The organism is Marinoscillum sp. 108 (assembly GCF_902506655.1).
Taxonomy (GTDB): domain Bacteria; phylum Bacteroidota; class Bacteroidia; order Cytophagales; family Cyclobacteriaceae; genus Marinoscillum; species Marinoscillum luteum.
The window spans coordinates 3,202,891-3,219,633 of the sequence record NZ_LR734808.1; the positions used below are offsets into that span (position 1 = coordinate 3,202,891).

At 46.0% G+C, this 16,743-nt stretch carries 16 protein-coding genes; 1 reads left to right on the plus strand and 15 read right to left on the minus strand.

Annotated features, from left to right (window positions below):
• Nucleotides 1-126: 126 nt before the first annotated feature.
• The 6 genes from chrA to GV030_RS12975 are packed head-to-tail and all read right to left on the minus strand — an operon-like array spanning nt 127 to nt 6,050.
• Complete coding sequence (chrA, locus tag GV030_RS12950) at nt 127-1,308, minus strand: chromate efflux transporter (protein ID WP_159582733.1); 1,182 nt, start codon at nt 1,306-1,308, stop codon at nt 127-129.
• Nucleotides 1,308-2,270 carry an isopenicillin N synthase family oxygenase gene (locus tag GV030_RS12955; protein WP_159582734.1) on the minus strand — a complete coding sequence of 321 codons (963 nt, stop codon included), beginning with the start codon at nt 2,268-2,270 and terminating at the stop codon, nt 1,308-1,310. Before GV030_RS12955 ends, chrA begins: the two co-directional genes overlap by 1 nt.
• Before the next feature lie 42 nt (nt 2,271-2,312).
• Nucleotides 2,313-3,002 carry a DNA repair protein RecO gene (recO, locus tag GV030_RS12960; RefSeq protein ID WP_159582735.1) on the minus strand — a complete coding sequence of 230 codons (690 nt, stop codon included), beginning with the start codon at nt 3,000-3,002 and terminating at the stop codon, nt 2,313-2,315.
• Complete coding sequence (locus GV030_RS12965) at nt 3,002-5,164, minus strand: hypothetical protein (protein ID WP_159582736.1); 2,163 nt, start codon at nt 5,162-5,164, stop codon at nt 3,002-3,004. The genes recO and GV030_RS12965 overlap by 1 nt, the downstream gene beginning before the upstream one ends.
• Nucleotides 5,136-5,729, minus strand: coding sequence for a thymidine kinase (locus tag GV030_RS12970; RefSeq protein ID WP_159582737.1), 594 nt, complete (start codon nt 5,727-5,729; stop codon nt 5,136-5,138). The genes GV030_RS12965 and GV030_RS12970 overlap by 29 nt, the downstream gene beginning before the upstream one ends.
• Nucleotides 5,730-6,050, minus strand: a complete 321-nt coding sequence (locus GV030_RS12975; protein ID WP_159582738.1) for a 2Fe-2S iron-sulfur cluster-binding protein — start codon at nt 6,048-6,050, stop codon at nt 5,730-5,732.
• Between the two features lie 17 nt (nt 6,051-6,067).
• On the opposite strand from GV030_RS12975, the gene GV030_RS12980 reads away from it, so the two are divergent.
• Nucleotides 6,068-7,420, plus strand: coding sequence for a hypothetical protein (locus tag GV030_RS12980; protein ID WP_159582739.1), 1,353 nt, complete (start codon nt 6,068-6,070; stop codon nt 7,418-7,420).
• 6 nt (nt 7,421-7,426) lie between these two features.
• On the opposite strand, the gene rodA is transcribed toward GV030_RS12980, so the two are convergent.
• The 9 genes from rodA to GV030_RS13025 all read right to left on the minus strand — a co-directional run bounded on the left by rodA (nt 7,427) and on the right by GV030_RS13025 (nt 16,740).
• Nucleotides 7,427-8,695 carry a rod shape-determining protein RodA gene (gene rodA / locus GV030_RS12985; RefSeq protein WP_159582740.1) on the minus strand — a complete coding sequence of 423 codons (1,269 nt, stop codon included), beginning with the start codon at nt 8,693-8,695 and terminating at the stop codon, nt 7,427-7,429.
• On the minus strand, nt 8,692-10,533 hold the full coding sequence (locus tag GV030_RS12990) for a penicillin-binding transpeptidase domain-containing protein (protein WP_159582741.1): 1,842 nt from the start codon (nt 10,531-10,533) through the stop codon (nt 8,692-8,694). Before GV030_RS12990 ends, rodA begins: the two co-directional genes overlap by 4 nt.
• Nucleotides 10,530-11,045, minus strand: coding sequence for a hypothetical protein (locus tag GV030_RS12995; RefSeq protein WP_159582742.1), 516 nt, complete (start codon nt 11,043-11,045; stop codon nt 10,530-10,532). Before GV030_RS12995 ends, GV030_RS12990 begins: the two co-directional genes overlap by 4 nt.
• Nucleotides 11,042-11,857, minus strand: a complete 816-nt coding sequence (gene mreC, locus GV030_RS13000; RefSeq protein WP_159582743.1) for a rod shape-determining protein MreC — start codon at nt 11,855-11,857, stop codon at nt 11,042-11,044. Before mreC ends, GV030_RS12995 begins: the two co-directional genes overlap by 4 nt.
• Nucleotides 11,858-11,864: 7 nt before the next feature.
• Nucleotides 11,865-12,893 (minus strand): rod shape-determining protein, encoded by a 1,029-nt coding sequence (locus GV030_RS13005; RefSeq protein ID WP_159582744.1) that lies wholly within the window; start codon nt 12,891-12,893, stop codon nt 11,865-11,867.
• Between the two features lie 62 nt (nt 12,894-12,955).
• Nucleotides 12,956-14,482: a bifunctional phosphoribosylaminoimidazolecarboxamide formyltransferase/IMP cyclohydrolase gene (gene purH / locus GV030_RS13010; protein WP_159582745.1), complete on the minus strand. Its 1,527-nt coding sequence runs from the start codon at nt 14,480-14,482 to the stop codon at nt 12,956-12,958.
• A 34-nt stretch (nt 14,483-14,516) separates the two neighbouring features.
• Nucleotides 14,517-15,098, minus strand: coding sequence for a phosphoribosylglycinamide formyltransferase (gene purN, locus GV030_RS13015; protein ID WP_159582746.1), 582 nt, complete (start codon nt 15,096-15,098; stop codon nt 14,517-14,519).
• Entirely contained in the window at nt 15,089-15,964 is an 876-nt protein-coding gene (locus GV030_RS13020; protein WP_159582747.1) for a geranylgeranylglycerol-phosphate geranylgeranyltransferase, read from the minus strand. Before GV030_RS13020 ends, purN begins: the two co-directional genes overlap by 10 nt.
• Nucleotides 15,961-16,740 (minus strand): Rossmann-like and DUF2520 domain-containing protein, encoded by a 780-nt coding sequence (locus GV030_RS13025; protein ID WP_159582748.1) that lies wholly within the window; start codon nt 16,738-16,740, stop codon nt 15,961-15,963. The genes GV030_RS13020 and GV030_RS13025 overlap by 4 nt, the downstream gene beginning before the upstream one ends.
• Nucleotides 16,741-16,743 lie beyond the last annotated feature (3 nt).

Here is a 16,743-nt window from a genome sequence, read left to right on the forward strand (position 1 = left end):
TAATGGATTAAAAAAGCCCGGTTTTCCGGGCTTTTTTTGTTTTACGACTTCACGGGGAAGGGTTTATCCCAGATCACTATGTCCCCCGCTTTTCCCTATCCGGCAACCGAGCAATAATGCAGAGCCCTATTTCAGAATAATCCCCGTAATCAGGCCCACCAGGATAATCACAGGGGTAGGCACCTTGGTGAAGAACATCAGGCACATTGTTCCTAGCATTAGGGAGTAGTTGAGGGTGGTGGGGGCAATGGGCTCAAACAGGAAAAAAGCCGCAGCGATCACCATTCCGGAGCTCACAGCGTTGATGCCCTCGAGCGAGGCTTTGACCATTCGATATTTTTTCAAATCCTCCCAAAACCTACTCACAAAGAAGATGAAGAAGGTGCCGGGCAAGAATACTCCGGCAGCTGCCATCACGCCACCCAGTATTTGCTGCGGAATATCCGTATTGTGCATACTCACGGCCCCCACATAGGCACTGAATGAAAATACAGGCCCGGGGAGCGCTTGCACAAATCCGTAACCAGAAAGAAACTCCTCTGAGGTGAGCCAGCCTTTGAATTCGACAAACTCCGTGTAAAGCAGCGGTACCAGCACCTGGCCTCCCCCAAAAATCAGGCTTCCATTTCTATAAAAATTTTCAAATAGCCTGATGGGAAGATACTGCGTCACTCCACCAAGCACCGCAGCGAAGACCAGTACAGAGATCCATAGAATAAAGTTGGACCAATTGATTTTGATGGTTGATTTCTCTTCTAGTGGCTGTTGTTTGAATTTGAAGGCTGTAATGGATCCACCTATCAGCAGCATGATAGGAAAGGCCCATGGTGTTCTGAATATATAGGAAGCCATGGTGGAAATAATCATCAGGAAAAAGCCCGTACGCGAACTCACCACGCTACTGGAGATTCTATAGGCTGAGTATGCCACGATACCCACGGCAATAGGCTGTATGAACTTAAGAAATGACAGTGAGATGTCCATATCCTGAAAGACATTCACCATAATACCCATACAAATCATGATGGTGAGTGCTGGCAGGGCCCAAATGAGCAGCGTGAGGTAGGCCAGGCTTGGTCCACCGATTTTAAATCCAATGGCGGTAATGGTTTGTGTGGAAGTGGGGCCGGGCAGTATCTGACAGAGGGCGTAAAGCTCCATCAGGTCGGTCTCCGACAGGTAACCCCGCTTGGTCACCATCATGTCCAGAATCAGCGCCAAGTGTGCCGTAGGACCACCAAATGAGGTAACACTAAGGATCAGGACATCCCTTAGAAATATGAGGTATCTGACCCTTCTGACCGACATTAGGATTTCAATCCGATTTCTCTCAATCTTTCATCCAAAAATTCTCCGGCGGTAACATCTTCATATTGCTTGGGGTGATCAGCATCCACGCAGCTGTCCAGACAGGTAAGGTCCATGGAGGAAATGGGGTGCATGAAAAAGGGAATAGAAAAGCGAGAGGTTCCCATTTTTTCTCTTGGTGGGTTCACCACCCGGTGGATGGTTGATTTTAATTTATGGTTGGTGAGCCTGTCCAGCATATCCCCTACATTCACCACGATCTGATCCGGCAGAGCCGTAATCGGAATCCATGTGCCATCTCTCCTGAGTACCTGGAGTCCGTCAGCACTCGCCCCCATGAGCAGCGTGATCAGGTTGATGTCTCCGTGTTCGGCGGCTCGCACCGCATCTGCGGGTATTTCATCGGGGTTTTCTATTGGGAAGTAATGAATCTGTCTGAGAATACTGTTTCCCTGACGGACTTTATCATCAAAATACAGCTCGTCCAATCCCAGGTGTAGGGCGATGGCTCTGAGCATTTGAATGCCCGCTTCCTGCAGGGTCTTGAAAGCTTCCAATGTCAGGGCCTCAAACTCCGGAACCTCTTCGGGCCAGATATTTTCAGGATATTCATCCAACTTATTCTCCGTGGGCTGCCCCACATGGTAAAACTCCTTCAGATCTCCGGTATTTCTGCCTTTGGCTTTTTCCCTGCCTTTGCTGATATAGCCACGCTGACCCGCCAGTTCTTTCTTTTCATACCTCAGCTTCACTTCATCCGGGAGCATGAAAAACTTCTGTACAGACTCATAAAGCTGCTTGGTCAGATCATCTGAGAGGCCGTGGTTCTTGATGGCCACAAATCCAATGTTTTGATAAGCATGTCCCAGATCGTTGACAAACTTACTTTTGGTAGCAGCATCCCCGGAGGTGAAATCTGCAAGATCTAGTGAGGGGACTTCACTGTAGAGAGTGTTGTTCATAGAGATTATTGGGTTAGCTCAAAAATAAAATCATTTGTACAATTATCTGAACACTTGGTGCAACACTTTTAAAGATTTGATCTCACCAAGCTGGGTAGTATGATGCTCGTAGTAATTCAAAATAAGTTCCAGGGCTTTGAACCGTAAAGCACCTGATCCATGCACAGGCTCAGTGTAATCCGAACTAATGATGCTTGATATAAAGGTAATAAGATTATGATCTTCCTCGATCATTTCCAGCTCCATACTATGAATGAGGGCTGTGCCATCCTCCACATCCAGGCCAACAAATGGCAACATTTTAAGTAAGAAATGAAGGTGAAAATTTTCGATTTCTGATTGGAGGCTGTCGAATGTAATTATGGCATTGGATAGAAAGGCGAACAGTCTTTCGTGTGATTCGCCCTGCTCATGGGTGAGTAGTTTGCTCAGAATTTCCGATAGGAAAAGTACAATGGTTCCCTTGCGAATGTCTTGCTGAATATGGTGAGCCGTGGCGTAATATTTGTATTCTGAAAGCCTCTGAATCGATCGGTTGGGTTTGATGTAAGCGACCAGCTCCAGTAGAGAAAAGGCCTGAAAGTAGCCGATACTGCGCTTCGACCTGGGGCTTCTGATACCATTGACCATGAAGGACATGAGTCCGTACTGTTCGGTAAAAATCTGAACGATGATGCTGGATTCCTGATACTTCAGGTATTTGATAACAATACCCCTGGTTTTTGTGACCATTAGTTTATCACGGCTATTTTGCCAATGTGTGTTTCTGAACCATCCTGAGAGGCGTTGAACAGGATATAAATCCCGGACCTTACTCTTTGACCATTGTAGTCCAGCAAATCCCAGGAGGCGGTGCCGCCTTTAGCCGCTACCTCACGGATAAGCTTACCGTTTACATCTGTGATTTTCACCGAGGCATCACGCACCAGTCCGGTTATGCCCACCATTCCTTCATATCCCGGGCGCACCGGGTTGGGGAAGACAGAGACGGACCGATTGGTGATTCCACCTGCCGATGACCCGCTTCTGTAGGAAACGAGCCCTTTTTCTGTAAGGATGAACATCTCACCGTTTTTTGAATTGTAGGCCATCTTTAATACCATATTGGAAGGAAGTGGCGAATTATCCGTGGTGAAATGGGCCTCGAGTTGACTCAAACTGTTATCAAAAATCCAAAGACCTTCTCTGGTGCTCATCCAGATTCTATTGCCCCCATCTACCGCAATGGCCGTCACGCTCTCATCCTCAAAGACCTCTTTATTATCATAAATAGGGATAATGGCATTGAGGTCGTCAAAAATGAATGATGCTTCTGTGAAAATCGCTGGCCCGCCCACAGTGGCTATCCAGGTTTCATCGCTCAGGTCAATGGCTACACCGTTGATCTGATTGGAGGGGATCTTATCAGCAGTGGTCAGCTCCCTAAAATCCTGATTGTTCAGGTTTAGAGCAATAAATCCTCCACCATCGTTAATGCCTCTGGTGATCCAGAGAACCCCCCTTTGGGAGAGGGATACGGCCAGGGGAAAGGAAGTGCCTATAAAGGAGAGGCTATAGGGATTGAGTTCACCCGCTTCATCCAGGGTGTAAAGGGGCTCTCCACTTTCGTAGGAGGGGATATAGAGCAGGTCTGATGAAGTGGTGAGTTGAGGGATGAGTGGGTCGTAACCTTCCAGGTTTTTGGAGAGGCCAGTCACCAGGGAACCTTCGGTTTGATTATAAAGACCATATCCGGTTGAGGAGAAGTAGTGGTTATTTTCAAAGAAAGCCACGTCTGTGATGTTATAAAATCCCTCGATTGTCTCAGTGCCCCAGGAGGTATTATCAAAAAGGCTATAGCCCAGTGAGTCGGTTTGCCCATAATAGTCTTCAGGATGAGGACCATAAAAGGCATAGCAATGCTGATCTATGTACCTGATTTCGGTGATGTCATCACTCAAAGGGCCATTGGGGGTAATGGACTGCCCGGCAGGATCAATAAGCCCGGAGCGGAGATCACCAATCCAAAAGCCATCAGATGGCAGGAATGTATTGGCCTGAAGGTGAGCAATAGACTTTAGCGCAGTGGGGCCAGTGCTTTGATATTGATGAATATTGGAGGAAGTCAACAGATAGAGAAATTCATGATCAGCTTTCATGTCTATTATCGATTCATCGCTCGCCCAGCTGGCATCTATCCATTGATTACCCACTCGTTGAGCAATGAGCGTGTCGTTTTTGATGACAAACACGTTTTCACTGGTGGCCGTCAGGTGGCTGAAGCTGGCACTATCTGCTTCCAGTATCCAGCTGGTGTAAGTAGAAAGATTACTCTGAAGGGAGGCACTCAAAAGCCCTGCATTGGTAATGGCGAATAGTCGTTCCCCAAATACCAACATTTCGGTGACCGTGACATCTGTGGCATTGGGGCCAAAGGAGCGATGATTGTCTACTATTTCCTGTCTTTCCAGAGAAACGACAATAATCCCGAAGCTGGTTCCCACATAAGCCAGTTGCCCATGTGTGATAATCTGGTGGATTTTTTTGCTCCCCACCAGGGTGGCGTTCTTTATGTCCCTAATGGTCGTCACCTTCCCATCGTGGTGCAGATCCACCAACCCCGACTCATAACCGATCACCAGTGTCTTGAAGTCTTCGCTATAGCTGAGGGCAGTGATCCCTGCATCTGAGAGCCCATCGGTTTTTGAAAGGGTATTGATGGCCCCAGTTGCCAGATCTATATAAAAGAGACCGTTCTCTACTGCACAAAAGATTTTTCCATTGCCCCCCTCCAGTATCCGTGCATTGTTGTAGCTGAAGTGAGTTCGCCACGTATCGATGGGGATATTCTGAGCAAAACAAAAGGTCAGTGCGACTGACCAGAAACTAACGAGGCTTGTGATCCATTTTTTCATAAAAACACTTTCTGCATAAGGCCTCATAAACATCTTTTTCACCTAGAACGACGGTTTGCTTGGATTTAGTCCGTCGGTAGGAGTAAGAAGCGATATTTCCGCATTCCATACAGATGGCGTGTACTTTGGTGATGTATTCTGCGGTGGCCATCAGTTGGTCCATTGGGGAAAATGGCTTCCCCATAAAATCCATGTCAAGTCCGGCAATGATCACTCTTTTTCCCTGATTGGCCAGTTCATTGGAAACCGAAATAATTTCATCGTCGAAGAACTGTGCTTCATCAATACCTACTACATCACAGTGTCCCGCACGCAGGAGGATGTCATGAGCGAAATTGACCGGTGTGGAGTGAATGGCATTTTCATTATGGGACACCACCTTTTTTTTGGAGTACCGCTTGTCGATGGTAGGCTTGAAAATCTCTACATTTTGCTGGGCGATCAGTACCCGGTTGAGCCTACGGATGAGTTCTTCGGTTTTTCCTGAAAACATGGATCCGCAAATCACTTCTACCCAGCCAGCCTTGCTGATGGACCTGCCTCCAATATTGGGTTCTACAAACATCTATTCAGAATAATCAATGTGTGGAAGTTTATATGCACCAGGTGCCTTTACAGTCACATTTCCATGCACTTCTGCCTGACATGCCAGACGGTCACCTTCTTTTAATCTCCCTAAGTTAATAAATCTCCTTTCAGCCTCCGTATACCCACTCAGGGCATCTTGTCCTGCTAGAATCTCTGTGGTGCAGGTGGTGCACTTACCTTTTTTGCCACAGGCATGCATCCAGTCTGTTTCCGTCAGTAAAATATCCAGAAGTTTTTCCGTTTTAGAGTTGCAATGAATAGTTTTACTATTGAGGTTTTTTATTGTGACTTCAGGCATTTCAATCTTCCATTCTTATGCAAAGGAAACTAAACGATGAGTTTATAAAGGAATATAGTGAAGAGTTTTCCGAAAAAATCGCCTCTGATTTTTTTCAGCAAAAAGAGAAAATTTCCGGTAAGCAAATACTCAGCCTGACTCCTTCCAAGCAGGTTAATTTTTTTGTATTAAAAATCCTCTTTCGCAAGTGGCAAGAGGAAATGAAACGGCTTGAGAGCCCGTTTTTTAATTATAAGAATACGGAAGTAAGAAAAGCCATGGTTCAGTTTATGAACACCCTGTCTCAGCATATAGAGATGGGTAAGGAGCACCTGGTGGGCATGTTGGAGGAAGCGGTGGCTGATACGCTGCTGATTGCAGCAGACCCGGGGAGCTACCTCATCATGGAGTTTGACGCCCTGGATGTGCCTCAGGTGAATGAGAAACTTACCAAACCTATCCTCAAATACCTTAGGCTTCATAAAGAAGAGGTTCAATCTTTCTTCGAAGAAAATAACGAAGTGTCTCTGGATGAGTTTCTGGACAATGCCGAGGCCCACTTTGACGAACTGGATACTGCGGAGGTAGTAGCTCATGAGTTGGAACTCCTGTCACGGGTAGTCCCATTGTCAGAAGAGGAGCTCTTCATGGATGAAGACTCTTTCGAGAGCCATGAGGAAAGCGAGGAGGAGATTCCCGAAATGGAGGATGATTTGATGGAAGAGGAGCCTGATGAAGAGGAGGAGGTGGAGTTTTACTCAGACGAAGAGGCATATGAAGATGAAGAATTGGAGCGTGAAGTCATTGAAGAGCCGGAAGCCAACGAAGAGGAAGATGAGGAGCTGAGTTTTGAAGCGGCTGAGGAGGAAGAGGAGGCATCATCTGATGAAGTGGAAGCAACCACGGAGGTAGAGGAAGAGCCATTAGACGAAGAGGAGGTAGAATCTGATGAAGAGGTACAACCTGAAGAGGAGGAAGATACCAAAGAAGTGGCCGAGCATTCGTCTGCTGCGGAGGATTGGCCAGAAGAAACTCCAGATGAGGAAATAGCGCCTGAAGAATCTGTAAACGAACAATTTCCAGAGGCCGGAGAAACGATCAATGACACCTTTAGCAAGAAAAGTAATACCCTTGCTGATCAGCTGGAGCAAAAGAAGGTGCAAACGATCATGGAAGCGATCTCCGTGAATCATCGATACATGTTTACCAAGGAGTTGTTTGATGGTAGCCGCGAGGCTTTCACGGAAGCCATAGCCGCCATTGAGGCTTGTGAATCTTTTGATGATGCCGTGGAATTGCTGGTGCAAACTTATGCCAAGGAGCGTGCCTGGGACATGAACAGTGAGGAGGTCAAGGAACTCCTGAAAGTAGTCTTTAGAAAATTCAGATAAGATTTATCACCACCGCTGAAGTACCTGCATCCTGTGGGCATCCAATTTCAGAAAAGAAAAGAGCAGGATTGAAAATCCCCAAAGGGATGAACCTCCATAGCTGAAAAAGGGTAGCGGAATACCGATGACCGGAAACAGCCCAATCGTCATGGCTATATTCACTGCAAAGTGGAAGAAAAGGATAGAGGCCACCCCGTAACCATAGATACGAGCAAAGGAGGATTTTTGTCGTTCGGCCAGATAGATGAGGCGCACGAACAGTGTGCTGAACAATGCCACCAACAAAAAACTACCGATCCAGCCCTGCTCTTCACCGATGGTGCAGAAAATGAAATCTGTGGTTTGCTCTGGCACAAAGTCAAACTTTGTCTGTGTACCCTCCAAATAACCTTTTCCGGTGAGGCCTCCAGATCCGATGGCAATTTTAGATTGGGTCACATTCCAACCTACTCCCAGGGGATCAGCATTGGGATTGATCAGAGACATCACACGCTTTTGCTGATGTGGTTTGAGTACATCAGTCAGTATGAAGTCCACACTTCGGATAAATCCCGCTGTGAGAAGTCCTGCAATAAGCACAATGGCAATTTTAGGTGGAGACTTGGCCACCAGGCCCAGCGCCAGCAATGTGACCACCACTATCCCGATGAGCAATACCGTTTGACTGACCAGCAGGGTGAGAAGAAAAAGAATGATAACACCCAAGCCGAGGATAAGTATGAGGGGGTGCATTCCTTCTCTGAACATGACCAAAATAAGACTACCGAACACCATGGCACTTCCCAGGTCACCTTGTAATATGATGAGGATCATGGGTAACCCAATGAAAAGAAATCCAATACTTTGAACCTTCAGGTCTGAAGATTTACGTGTGGACTTGCTCAGGTACTTGGCCAGACCAAGCGCCGCAGCAAACTTGGTGAATTCAGCCGGCTGGAATTTGAAAGCGCCTAGCTCAAACCAGGATTTGGACCCGGCCACTTCCTTACCAAGGATCAAGACGACTATCAGCAGAAAGATCAGAATTCCATAAATAATGTAAGCGAAGGAGTCATAAAAGCGAAAATCCAGCAGCATGATCAATGCGATGAGCAGAAAAGAGGAGCCTATCCAGATCAACTGCTTTCCCGAACTCATGCTGAAGTTGAGTATGCCATTGTTCACGTCCGGGTCGTAGTCCGCCGCATAAATGTTGAGCCACCCGCCGAATACCAGGATCAGGTAAATCAGTATTACCTGCCAATCGAGCTTATTGATGAGTTGATCGTTTCTCATTGGTTAAGCTTGGCCATGTTCATTTCTTTCAATGTCTTTTTCTGCTTTTCATCCAGGAAGTCTCCCTTCAGAACAAACTCCTCTACCCACGGTCTGGAGATTTCTCCTTTGATGTATTTTTCTATCACTAGACTGGCTGTGCTACCTGCAGCACGTCCACCCCAGCCGGCATTTTCCACATAGACTGCTATGGCTATCTGCGGATCGTCCTTTGGAGCAAAACCCATAAAGCCGGAGTGGTCCATTCCATGGGGGTTTTCTACCGTACTGGTTTTGCCACATATGGGCAAATCAGGGATATACGCGCGTCTACCGGAACCTTCCTCTATCACTTTCTCCATACCGTCTATCACCACTCCAAAATACTCAGGCTTAATGTCAATGCTGTTTTTTTCAATTTTCAGGGCGGGTTCGCCTTCCACTGATTTTACAATGTGCGGTGTATAATAGTATCCTTTATTGGCTAATATGGCTCCAAGGTTAGCCATCTGTAGTGGGGTAACGAGCAGCTCACCCTGTCCGATGCTGAGGGAGTAGATATTGCTGAATGCCCACCGGTTGGTGCCAATGTATCGGTCGTAATATTGAATATTGGGGACCAACCCGGCTTGTTCATTGGGAATGTCCACGCCCAGTCTGCGGCCCAGCCCAAATTGATTGACATACCCGTTCCATTTTTCCAATCCTATTCGCGAATCAATAAACCTGCTTTCGTGCTCACCTTGTTCGATCACCCTTTTGAATACCTTGTAGAAGTAATTATTCGACGAATAGGTGATGGCTTTTACCACATCATAACTCCCGATGGGAGCGAGATCACCGATGAGGTTGCCTTCACAGTAGATCTGTTCTCTGGGCCTCAATACACCTTCCTCCATGGCGATGAGCGCCTGGAGGGTCTTAAACATAGATCCCGGAGGATACATGGCCTGCAAAGGCCGGTTGAAAAGCGGAGTAAGAGAGTCCTCTCTGATCTTCTGGAAATTTTTACCCAGATCTCGCCCACTGAGTAGCGCAGGATCATAGGAAGGTGTGGAAACCATCGCTAGTATTTCACCGGTTCTCGGATCAATGGCTACTAAACCCGCCACTTTACCTTTCAGTAACTTTTCGGCATACTCCTGAAGTTCCGTATTGATGGTGAGGTGAATGCTCTTGCCAGGAATAGACACCGTATCGAAGGCTCCGTCCCTAAACTTTCCTTTCTCCACGCCCTGAACGTTGACAATCTTATACCTCAGTCCTCTTTTGCCCCTGAGCTTTTCTTCATATTGCTTTTCTACCCCGGAAATCCCAATGTAGTCACCAGACTTGTAGTAGTTGCTGGTGTCCCGGATAATCTGACTCCTGTTGATCTCGCCCACATATCCCAGTGTATTGGAGAGCATGTTGTGCTGATAGCCTCTTACTGTACGGGGTAGCACATAGAAGCCATCATAGGCGACCAACCGATCTTGTATTTTGGCGAAAAAATCATTGGGTATCTGCTCCATAAACTTGGATGCCAGAATAGAGGAATACTTTCGGGCCTTCTGATACCTGGACACGAAGGTCTGATGGTCAATTTCTAAAAGCTTTATTAAATCGGAGGAATCGCTCAGGTTCACTTCCTTGGGCACAATCATGAGGTCATACACAGGCGTGTTGTAAACCATCAGTTCGCCAAACCGATCGTACATCAACCCGCGGAAAGGGTAATCCACTATTTTCTGAACAATGTTGTTCTCAGCAGCTAGCTTATACTCATCGTCTATCACCTGTATGGAGAACAAACGGATAGAAAAGATGAGTGCCACCAACAAAATAAAACCTTGTATGATGATTGCTCTGGTGTTCATATTCTTCTTGCTTTCGGGGCCATCAGGAAGCTGAGCCCAAATACAATGATGAAACTATACAGAGCGCTGTATAGTATTTTACTGAACAAAAATCCGAATGAATTAAATCCACCATTTTCTACTGTAAAAATGATGATGTGATGAATGAATATAAGAGGTAGGAGATATTTGATAGATCCCCAGACTTTCAATTCATTCCAGTCAAGGTAAACATCATCATCGGAGGTGCCCATCATGAGGTTAAACCAGCCATCTTTTACAAAAGCTACGAGAATGCATGCTGAGGCATGTATGCCCGGGGTGTTTGAAAAGGCATCAATGATGAGGCCTGTCAGAAAGGCGATGACCATGGTCAGGCTCCTGTTCAAAGCATAAGGCAAAAAGAGAATAAAACCGATGTAGAAAAAACCGAAAGCACTATTGAACAAAATAAGCTTATACAAAAAAGGTATCTGTATCACCAAAAAGACGATAAAATGCAAAACCTGCTGTTGTATGTTGACTCGGATCATTGCACCATTTGGGTTTCGGTTTCCAGACTATCCTGCTCAGCTTTCATTACATTTTGTACCAGGTACACATATTCCAGCGAGCTGAAATCCACAGCCAGACTGATCTTGGCTTCATAAAAAACGTCGTTGTCTTCCAACTGATACTCGCTGATGGTGCCGATTGGTATGTTTTCAGGGAATACCGCATTGAACCCCGACGTGACAATGGTGTCCCCAATATTGATGGGGATGTGCCTTGGGATGTATTTCAATGAAGCTTCCAAGGGGCTGTTTCCATCCCACTGAACAGTACAGAGGGTGCGGGTGCGTTTTACAGAGCTGGAAATCATCAGATTTCTATGAAGCAGTGAGGTGACCGTAGCAAAATTGCCGGATACAGACTTCACCTGACCAACAACTCCTTCCCCACCTATTACACCCATACCCGGTAGCACCTGATCTTTTGATCCTACATCCAGAGTGAGGTAATTCATAGATCGCTGGAATGTGTTGTTGATCACCTTGGCCTTGAACAGATTATATTTTCTGACCGAAGAATCTATTTCCACAAGTCCCAGACTCACATTGGCCAGTTGCTCACGCAGAAGCAAGTTTTCACGGATCAGTTGATCGTTGATCGTTTTTAGCTGGAAGTAATCTCCGGTGTTGCTGGTGAGGGTGTTGATGCCGGCTACCAGCCTGTTTGATGAGTTAAGGAATGCAGCATTTGGCTGATTGTTGTAACCGATAATCAGCCAGGCACATATCCCTTCCAATAGCAGAAATAACCCAAAGGTTCTAAACCGATAGAGGAAGTAGAGTAAATTTTGCATTCAGAAATTACGTCATTAAAACAGGCTTGAACTGGTTCAGGTTTTTCAGTGCCAGTCCGGTGCCTCTTACCACTGCTCTCAATGGATCCTCAGCGATATGTATTGGTAGTTTGGTTTTCATAGAGAGCCTCTTGTCAAGGCCCCTGAGCAATGCACCACCCCCTGTTAGGTAGATACCATTGTCGTAGATATCTGCAGAAAGCTCCGGCGGAGATATCTCCAATGCTTTAAGTACAGCTTCTTCTATTTTGGATACTGACTTGTCAATGGCAAAAGCGATTTCGGAGTAAGAGATCTTGATCACTTTTGGAATACCCGTCATCAAATCACGACCTCTGATCTCATAATCTTCCGGTCCGTCATCCAGTTCGGTAAGGGCTGATCCTACCTCAATTTTCACCCGCTCGGCGGTTCGCTCACCAATCAGCAGGTTGTGCTGACGTCTCATGTAGTCAAGAATGTCTTTGTTGAATGAGTCACCGGCCACACGAATGGACTGGTCACACACTATACCGCTCAAAGCAATAACAGCGATCTCTGTGGTACCTCCCCCGATATCTACGATCATGGAGCCTATAGGCTGCTCAATGTTGATGCCGATACCGATGGCAGCGGCTATCGGTTCATGGATCATGTAGACCTCCTTGGCTCCTGCATGCTCTGCAGAGTCACGTACCGCTCGTTTTTCCACTTCGGTGATTCCCGACGGTATGCAGATGACCATTCTGTGAGAAGAGGGCAACCATTTTTTGTTGCCATTGTCGATCATTTTAATCATCCCTCTGATCATGTGCTCTGCAGCATGGAAGTCGGCAATCACACCGTCTTTAAGAGGACGGATGGTCTTGATATTTTCGTGGGTTTTTTCATGCATCTGCATCGCCTCACGACCTATCGCCAAAACTTTATTGCTGTTTTTGTCGATGGCAATGATAGAAGGCTCATCCACCACAATTTTGTCCTTGCTAATGATTAAGGTATTGGCTGTGCCTAAGTCTATCGCTATGTCACTGTTGAAGAAATCAAAAAAACCCATGTTCTGCTCGCTGTATTATTGGTAGGGAAAGCTACGAATTTAATATGTATTGTACTGTTTTACTAATGTTTAAAATGACGGGTTCCTGTAAAGACCATAGACATGCCATTTTGATCACAATAGTCGATAGAAAGCTGGTCTTTCACTGAGCCTCCTGGCTGGATCACCGCTTTTATCCCTGCTTTATCGGCTATTTCCACGCAATCGGGAAATGGGAAGAAAGCATCTGAGGCCATGACAGCTCCCTGAAGATCAAAACCAAACTTCTGAGCCTTGGCAATGGCCTGCTCCAGGGCATCTACGCGCGAAGTTTGCCCTACACCACTGGCGTACAGTTGCCCGTCTTTTGCCAGAATGATGGTGTTGGATTTAGACTGTTTACAAACTTTTGAAGCAAACAAGAGGCTCTTTACGTCCTCAGTCGATGGAGCTACTTTGGTCACCACTTTCAAATGTTCCTCATTGTCAGTGATGTTGTCATAGTCTTGCACCAAAGTGCCGTTGAGCATGCTCTTATGGATCTTTTCCCTGTTCCAGCTTTTCTTCTGGACCAAAAGGATTCTGTTTTTCTTTTGTTGTAATACGGTGAGCGCCTCATCGCTGAATGCAGGGGCAATCAATATTTCAAAGAACAGGCTGTGCATTTCTTCGGCAGCTTCCTTGGTGATTTCCTGATTGCAAATGAGCACCCCGCCAAAGGCTGAAATGGTGTCAGCAGCAAACGCTTTTTGGTAAGCAGTTTTGACATCATTGCCAGTGGCTACGCCGCATGCATTGTTGTGCTTCAGTATTGCAAAGGCTGTCTCATCTTTGAATTCTCCAATGAGCTGTATGGCAGCCTCTATGTCCACGAGGTTGTTATAAGAAATCTCCTTGCCATGAATCTGATCAAAATAAGATTCAGACTCTTCGTAAAACACTCCCTGCTGGTGGGGATTTTCACCATATCTCAGCACTTTTCCATTGGCTCCACTTACCTTGAATGAAGGAACAGAATTATCTCTGTTCATGTAGGTAAAAATGGCTGAGTCGTAATGGGAGGAAGTGTCAAAGGCCCGGGTAGCAAACAGCTTTCTGTCTGCCAGTTCCGTATTTCCGTTTTTGTTATTCAGGAGGTCCAGCAGATCTCCGTAGTAGTTACGAGAGCTTACAATCAGCACATCCTGAAAGTTTTTAGCCGCTCCTCTAATGAGTGCAATGCCACCAATATCTATTTTTTCGATGATATCCTCTTCACTGGCACCGCTGGCTACGGTTTCCTCAAAAGGATAGAGGTCCACGATTACCAGATCGATGGCAGGTATTTCAAATTGCTCTTTTTCTTTTTGATCTCCCTCGTAGTCTCTGCGGTGCAGAATCCCTCCGAAGATTTTCGGATGTAAGGTTTTCACCCTGCCGCCAAAAATAGAAGGGTACTCGGTGATATCTTCCACCGGTGTGACGGCCACATTCATGTCCTCAATGAATTTTTGAGTCCCTCCTGTGGAGTAGAGTTTTACCCCCAATTCGTTGAGTTTTTCAACGATTGGAGCCAATCCATCCTTATAAAAAACTGAAATTAGTGCTGATTTGATCTTTACTTCGCTCATCTATCTGAAAATAAGCTGCAAAGCTAAAGATTTATCATGTTTTTAAGGTGCTATCCCTGATGTAATCCTCCACTATTTGCGGAAAATACTGATGTTCCAAAGCGTGGATTCTCGAAGCAAGGGCATCTGGTGTGTCTTCAGGAGAAATGTCACAACTCGCCTGAAAAAGGATGCGGCCATCATCATATTTCTCGTTGACCAGGTGGATGGTGATCCCTGAGGTTTTCTCTTTTTGAGCAATGACAGCTTCATGTACGTGACTTCCGTACATCCCCTTTCCTCCATATTTAGGCAAAAGCGACGGATGAATGTTAATGATTTTATTTTCAAAAGCCTGGATCAGGTAGTCTGGGATCTTCCAGAGGAAGCCCGCCAATACAATGTAATCAACCTCATGGCGCGCCAGTACTTTCAGAAAAGCAGAAGAGATAAATTCCGTTTTGGAACAGGTGAAGGACGGAATTCCCAATTTTTTGGCTCGTTCCAGCACGTATGCCTCGGGCTTATTGGATAGTATGACAGAGGTATTGATTCCGTCTACCTGACTAAAATGTTTGACTAGCTGCTCGGCATTGGTGCCGCTTCCCGATGCAAAAATGGCAATGTTCAAATCCATGTTTTTATGAGTATCATACTCACTAGCCCCGATAGGATAATGAGGTTGGTAAATTTAACCAGGGAATTGTATTCTTTCTGCCGATCTGCCATCACCAGCCGATAGATAAACCAGAGAAAAACGGGAACGAGTCCCAAAAAGTAATATCGGACCAACCAAATGTCTACGGTGATCAGAAAGGAGACCAGAAGACCAGCACTCCCCAGGCAGACCAGATAGATGAAGAGTTTGGCTCCTCGAATACCGAAGATCACGGGAATGCTTTGACAGCCGAAGGTGGCGTCTCCTTTCACATCTTCTATGTCTTTGAGCACTTCTCGTATCAGGATAATCGCCATGGCGAAGAGCGAATAGATGTAGACCAGTACTTCGTTGCGCTGTAGGTATACGATCACGACAAGAAGTGTAAGTCCCGTCAGCATGGCGATGACTACATTGCCAATCAGCGTGATTCGGCGGAGGTAGTTGGAGTAGTACCAGAGGAAGAAGGAAGAAACTATATGAAGTACGCCAATTTTGATATCCAGATAAAATCCCAGACCTATCCCCCCAAGTGTCAGGAGAAAATGAGCTAACATGGCCAGGCGCCTTCTAAACATGGTGCCCACCACTACTTTTTGTGGCCGGTTGATCATGTCTATTTTCTGATCGTAGTAGTCGTTGATGATGTAACCGCCGGCGGCTATCATCATGGTGCTGACCACCATTGCAAAAAAACCAAGACCTGCTATTTGCTCATTTTTATGAGGGTAGGTGCTTACCAGAAACAAAGCAGTGAGGTACTGAGTAGCTCCAATCACGATCAGGTTAGGGATGCGACTCGCAATTAGAAACCCTACAAAATCGTATCGGATCAGTCTTTTCATTTTTTGTTTAGTAAACCAATCTGCTCACTGATTATTGTGTAGATGGTTTTATAGTCTGGGTGACGCTCCAGCAAATTCAGGTGTTTTTGGATTACTTCTTCGTCGTGGCGTATAGCCGGTCCGGTTTGTGCCATTCTTGGGTTTAATTCAATAGCTTTTTCTACGGTTTCCTGCATGAGATGGTTGAGGTCACTGAGCTGAAGGCCGGTGTCTTTCAAAATATCATCGGCTATGGTGTAGAGGTAATTGGTGAAGTTACTGGCAAAAACCGCTGCCAGATGGATTTTTAGTCTTTTTGCTGAATTTACCTGGTGGATGTCGTGTCCGAACAGGGTAGCCAGTTCAAGGATTTTGGATACGCTCTGCTCACTATTTCCCTCGATTAACAAGGGGATTTGCTCAAAATCTACAGGCTTGTTTTTGGTAAAAGTCTGAAACGGATAGAGCACACCACAGTGAGCCACTCCTTTCAATAAATCCAAAGGCTGAGCGCCAGATGTGTGGATGATCACGGTGTTTTTATGAAATCGGTAACGGCTGATGACCTCTTCAATGGCCTTATCCGGTACTGCCAGGAGCACAAAGTCAAATGGCGTTTCAGAGAAGTTTGTTTCTGAAGTATACGCTGAATTAAGGCTTAAAGTCTCGACCATCGAACGAGCCTTCTCAGCATCCCGTCCTATGACCATGCTGGCCTCATGGTCCACTTCTTTCAGCCTTCTGGCCAAATGATAACCCACGTTTCCGGTTCCAAGAATTGCAATTTTAAACGGCATGAC